Raw genomic sequence first — 4,197 nt, 5'->3', positions numbered from 1 at the left:
CGCATCATTATTAAACATTTTTTTTTTATCTTTCCGTCAATATTCGTGTCGGGTGTGTGCGACGGCGTCGCGAGCCACCCCGCGCACCCCCGCTCCTACGGTTTTGGGGCAACTCAGCCAGCCAAAGCAGCCACCAATATCGCTTTAATGGTGTGCATACGGTTTTCCGCCTGCTCAAACGCAATATTGGCCGGTGACTCAAACACCTCTTCGGTGACTTCCACGCCGTTGGCCAGGTTCGGGTAACGGCTGGCGATGTCTTTGCCGACCGTGGTTTCGCTGTTGTGAAACGCTGGCAGGCAATGCATAAATTTAACGCGCGGATTGCCCGCCGCTTTCATCATCTCGCTGTTGACCTGATACGGCAGCAACTGCTCGATGCGCTCGTCCCAGGCTTCCACCGGTTCGCCCATGGACACCCAAATGTCGGTGTGGATGAAATCGACGCCCTTGACCGCTTCTTTCGGGTCTTCGGTGAGGGTAATGCGTGCGCCGCTTTCTTCGGCAAACGCTTTGCACTGCGCGATAAAGTCTTCATGTGGCCATAAAGCTTTTGGCGCGCCGATGCGCACGTCCATGCCCAGCTTGGCACCGATCATCAGCAGCGAATTGCCCATGTTGTAACGCGCATCGCCCAAGTAGGCGTAACTGATGTCGTGCAGCGGTTTGTCGCTGTGTTCACGCATGGTCATGGTGTCGGCGATCATTTGCGTCGGGTGGAATTCTGCGGTTAGGCCGTTGAAAATCGGCACTCCGGCGAATTTGGCCAGCTCTTCGACGATCTCTTGCTCGAAGCCACGGTATTCAATGGCATCGAACATCCTGCCAAGTACCCGGGCGGTGTCCTTCATGCTTTCTTTGTGGCCGATTTGCGACGATACAGGGTCAATGTAGGTGACGTGGGCGCCTTGATCGTGGGCCGCGACTTCGAACGCGCACCGGGTGCGGGTCGACGTTTTTTCGAAGATTAACGCGATGTTTTTGCCCTTCAGGTGTTGCTGTTCGGTGCCGGTGTACTTCGCGCGCTTAAGGTCGCGGGACAGGTCCAGTAAGTAGTGCAGCTCGCGCGTGGTGTGGTGCATTAAGCTCAGCAGGCTGCGGTTACGCATATTAAAAGCCATGTTCAATGTCTCCCTTTTGGGTGGGCAAGCGATCAGTAATTCACAGGGTCACGAACGATGGGGCAGGTCATGCAATGGCCGCCGCCACGCCCTCGGCCCAATTCACTGGCGCTGATGGTGATGACTTCGACGCCTGCCTTGCGCAACAGGGTGTTGGTGTAAGTGTTGCGGTCGTAGCCAATGACCACGCCGGGCTCCAACGCCACGACGTTATTGCCGTCGTCCCACTGCTCACGCTCGGCAGCGAAACTGTTGCCTCCGGTTTCGACCACGCGCAAGGCTTTGAGGTTGAGCGCGGCGGCCACGGTCTCGAGAAAGGTGCCGTCTTCGCGACGAATGTCGATGCCGCCCGGTTGGCTTTCATCCGGGCGCAGGCTGAAGGCGACGATCTGCTTTACGACATCCGGGAAGATCGTCACCAGGTCGCGGTCACAAAAGCTGAACACGGTGTCCAGGTGCATCGCAGCACGGGACTGCGGCAGCCCGGCGACAATCACCCGTTGGACTGCGTTGTGCTGAAACAAGTTGCGCGCCAGTTGGCCAATGGCTTGATGCGAAGAGCGTTCGCCCATGCCGATCAATACTACGCCGTTGCCGATGGGCATCACGTCGCCGCCTTCAAGGCTGGCGCTGCCGTGGTCTAGATCCGGGTCACCGTACCAAATGCGGAACTCAGCGTTGACGAACTCGGGATGAAATTTGTAGATGGCGCTCGCGAGCAAGGTTTCCTGGCGGCGCGCAGGCCAGTGCATAGGGTTCAGCGTGACGCCACCGTAGATCCAGCAGGTGGTGTCTCGGGTGAATATCGTGTTCGGCAGCGGCGGCAGAATGAAACTGGAATGGCCGAGGAAATCACGGAATATCTCTAGGGTCTTACCGCCGAAATCGCTGGGCAAGTCATCCGCTGATACGCCGCCAATCAAGTATTCGGCGATCTTGCGTGGCTCCAGGCTGCGCAGCCAGGAATTAGTTTCATTGATCAAGCCGATGCCGACCGAGTTCGCGGCGATCTTACGCTCAAGAATCCAGTCCAGCGCTTCGGGGAGCGCCACGATGTCGCTGAGCAGGTTGTGCATCTCCAGCACATCAATGTCGCGCTCGCGCATTTTGGTGACGAAATCGAAATGGTCGCGCTTGGCTTGATTGACCCACAACACGTCGTCGAACAGCAGTTCATCGCAGTTGTTCGGGGTTAATCGTTGGTGGGCCAGGCCGGGAGAGCACACCAGCACTTTTTGCAGTTTTCCGACTTCAGAGTGGACGCCAAGTTTGACGGTATCAGCGGACATTTATGTACTCCTCCAGTGAAATGTGCACGGGTGTTACAGGGTCAAGAAGCCGTCGTAGAGACCATAGGCCGCCACCAGCGCACCGACCGCGACAAAGGCGAATATCAATTTCTCCACGGGGGTAAAGACTGCCTGGCCGACTTCACGTTTGGCCTTGGCAAACAGAATGACGCCAGGGGCGTAAAGCAGGGCCGAGAGCAGCAGGTATTTGACCCCGCCGGCGTAGATCAGCCAGACCGCATAAATCAGCGCGACAGCAGCAATGAACAGGTCTTTTTTACGTTCGGCGCTGGCTTTTTCATAGGTTTCGCCCCGCACCGCCAGCAGCACAGCATAGGCTGCAGACCATAGGTACGGGATCAAGATCATTGAGGTCGCGAGGTAGATCAGCGACAGGTAAGTGCTGGCCGAGAACAAGGTAATGATCAGGAACACCTGGACCATGGCATTGGTCAGCCACAGCGCATTGGCCGGCACATGGTTGACGTTTTCCCTTTTGAGGAACGCTGGCATGGTGTGATCCTTGGCGGCCGCGAACATGATTTCGGCACACAGCAACACCCAAGAGAGCAGGGCGCCGAGCAGGGATATGATCAAGCCAACGCTGATCAGCACCGCGCCCCAATGTCCGACTACGTGTTCCAGCACGGCAGCCATCGATGGGTTCTGCAGTTTTGCCAGTTCCGGTTGAGTCATGATCCCGATCGAGAGCACGTTAACGAACACTAGGAACAGCAACACGGTGATGAAACCAATGATCGTGGCCTTGCCCACGTCCGAGCGTTTTTCGGCGCGGGCCGAGAAGATGCTCGCGCCTTCGATGCCGATAAACACCCACACGGTGACCAGCATCATGTTGCGCACTTGGTTCATCACACTGCCCAAGTCCGGATTCTTGAGCCCCCAGATGTCAGCGCTGAAGATGTCCAGTTTGAACGCGAACACGGCAATCAACATGAACAATAACAGCGGCACGACTTTGGCGACCGTGGTCACCAGGTTGATGAACGCGGCTTCCTTGATTCCGCGCAGTACGAGAAAGTGCACCGCCCACAGCAAAATAGACGAGCCGATAATCGCTGCGCCGGTATTGCCCTGACCGAAAATCGGGAAGAAGTAACCGAGGGTGCTGAACAGCAGAACGAAATAACCGACGTTGCCCAGCCACGCGCTGATCCAGTATCCCCAGGCGGATGAAAAGCCCATGTAGTCGCCGAAACCGGCTTTGGCGTAGGCGTAAACTCCGGCGTCGAGGGTGGGTTTGCGGTTGGCCAAGGTCTGGAACACGAACGCCAGAGTCAACATGCCGACGGCGGTGATAACCCATCCAATCAAGATCGCCCCGACATCAGCACTGGCTGCCATGTTTTGCGGCAGCGAGAAAATTCCCCCGCCAATCATCGAACCCACCACCAAGGCGACCAGCGCACCAAGTCGAAGTTTGCCAGGGGAATCAGACATCGCGCAGCTCCATCCAGGAGAAGGAATTGGCAACGATAATTCAATGGCCAGAGGGGGGTGTGACACAGATCAAGGAGTGGGTTGATAGCTGTGACGATTAGCCGCTGGTATAGGGTTTCGTCAGGTAGACCGAGTCAGTTTCTTCGCGAATGAATTCGCACACACAGTTAAATCGAGGCCCCCTGTAGGAGCGAATTCATTCGCGAAGAGGGCCTGTCACCCAACGAATATTTCAGCAGGCAGCAGCAGGTTCCGGCCTGGACCAGATCCAGAGATTGCCCAAACTCATGCCACCGATAGCGAGGTACACCGTCCAGCCGTGATCG

General features: G+C 56.8%; 3 protein-coding genes and 1 pseudogene. All 4 read right to left on the bottom strand.

The features are described 5' to 3' along the window. Nucleotides 1-113: 113 nt before the first annotated feature. Nucleotides 114-1,121: an ornithine carbamoyltransferase gene (locus tag M0974_RS03395; RefSeq protein WP_297832801.1), complete on the bottom strand. Its 1,008-nt coding sequence runs from the start codon at nucleotides 1,119-1,121 to the stop codon at nucleotides 114-116. Between the two features lie 32 nt (nucleotides 1,122-1,153). After that, a complete protein-coding gene (gene arcA, locus M0974_RS03390) occupies nucleotides 1,154-2,410 on the bottom strand; it encodes an arginine deiminase (RefSeq protein WP_297832797.1) in 1,257 nt (418 codons plus the stop codon). Nucleotides 2,411-2,443: 33 nt separating this feature from the next. Further along, nucleotides 2,444-3,871 (bottom strand): arginine-ornithine antiporter, encoded by a 1,428-nt coding sequence (arcD, locus tag M0974_RS03385; RefSeq protein ID WP_297832794.1) that lies wholly within the window; start codon nucleotides 3,869-3,871, stop codon nucleotides 2,444-2,446. A gap of 232 nt (nucleotides 3,872-4,103) precedes the next feature. Beyond that, nucleotides 4,104-4,197, bottom strand: a pseudogene (locus M0974_RS03380) (DUF454 domain-containing protein); the annotation flags it as partial.

The sequence above is a fragment of the Pseudomonas sp. genome (genome assembly GCF_026224925.1).
Classification (GTDB): Bacteria; Pseudomonadota; Gammaproteobacteria; order Pseudomonadales; family Pseudomonadaceae; genus Aquipseudomonas.
The sequence above is the reverse complement of the archived record's forward strand: the minus strand, read 5'-3'. Positions and strand labels throughout refer to the sequence as shown.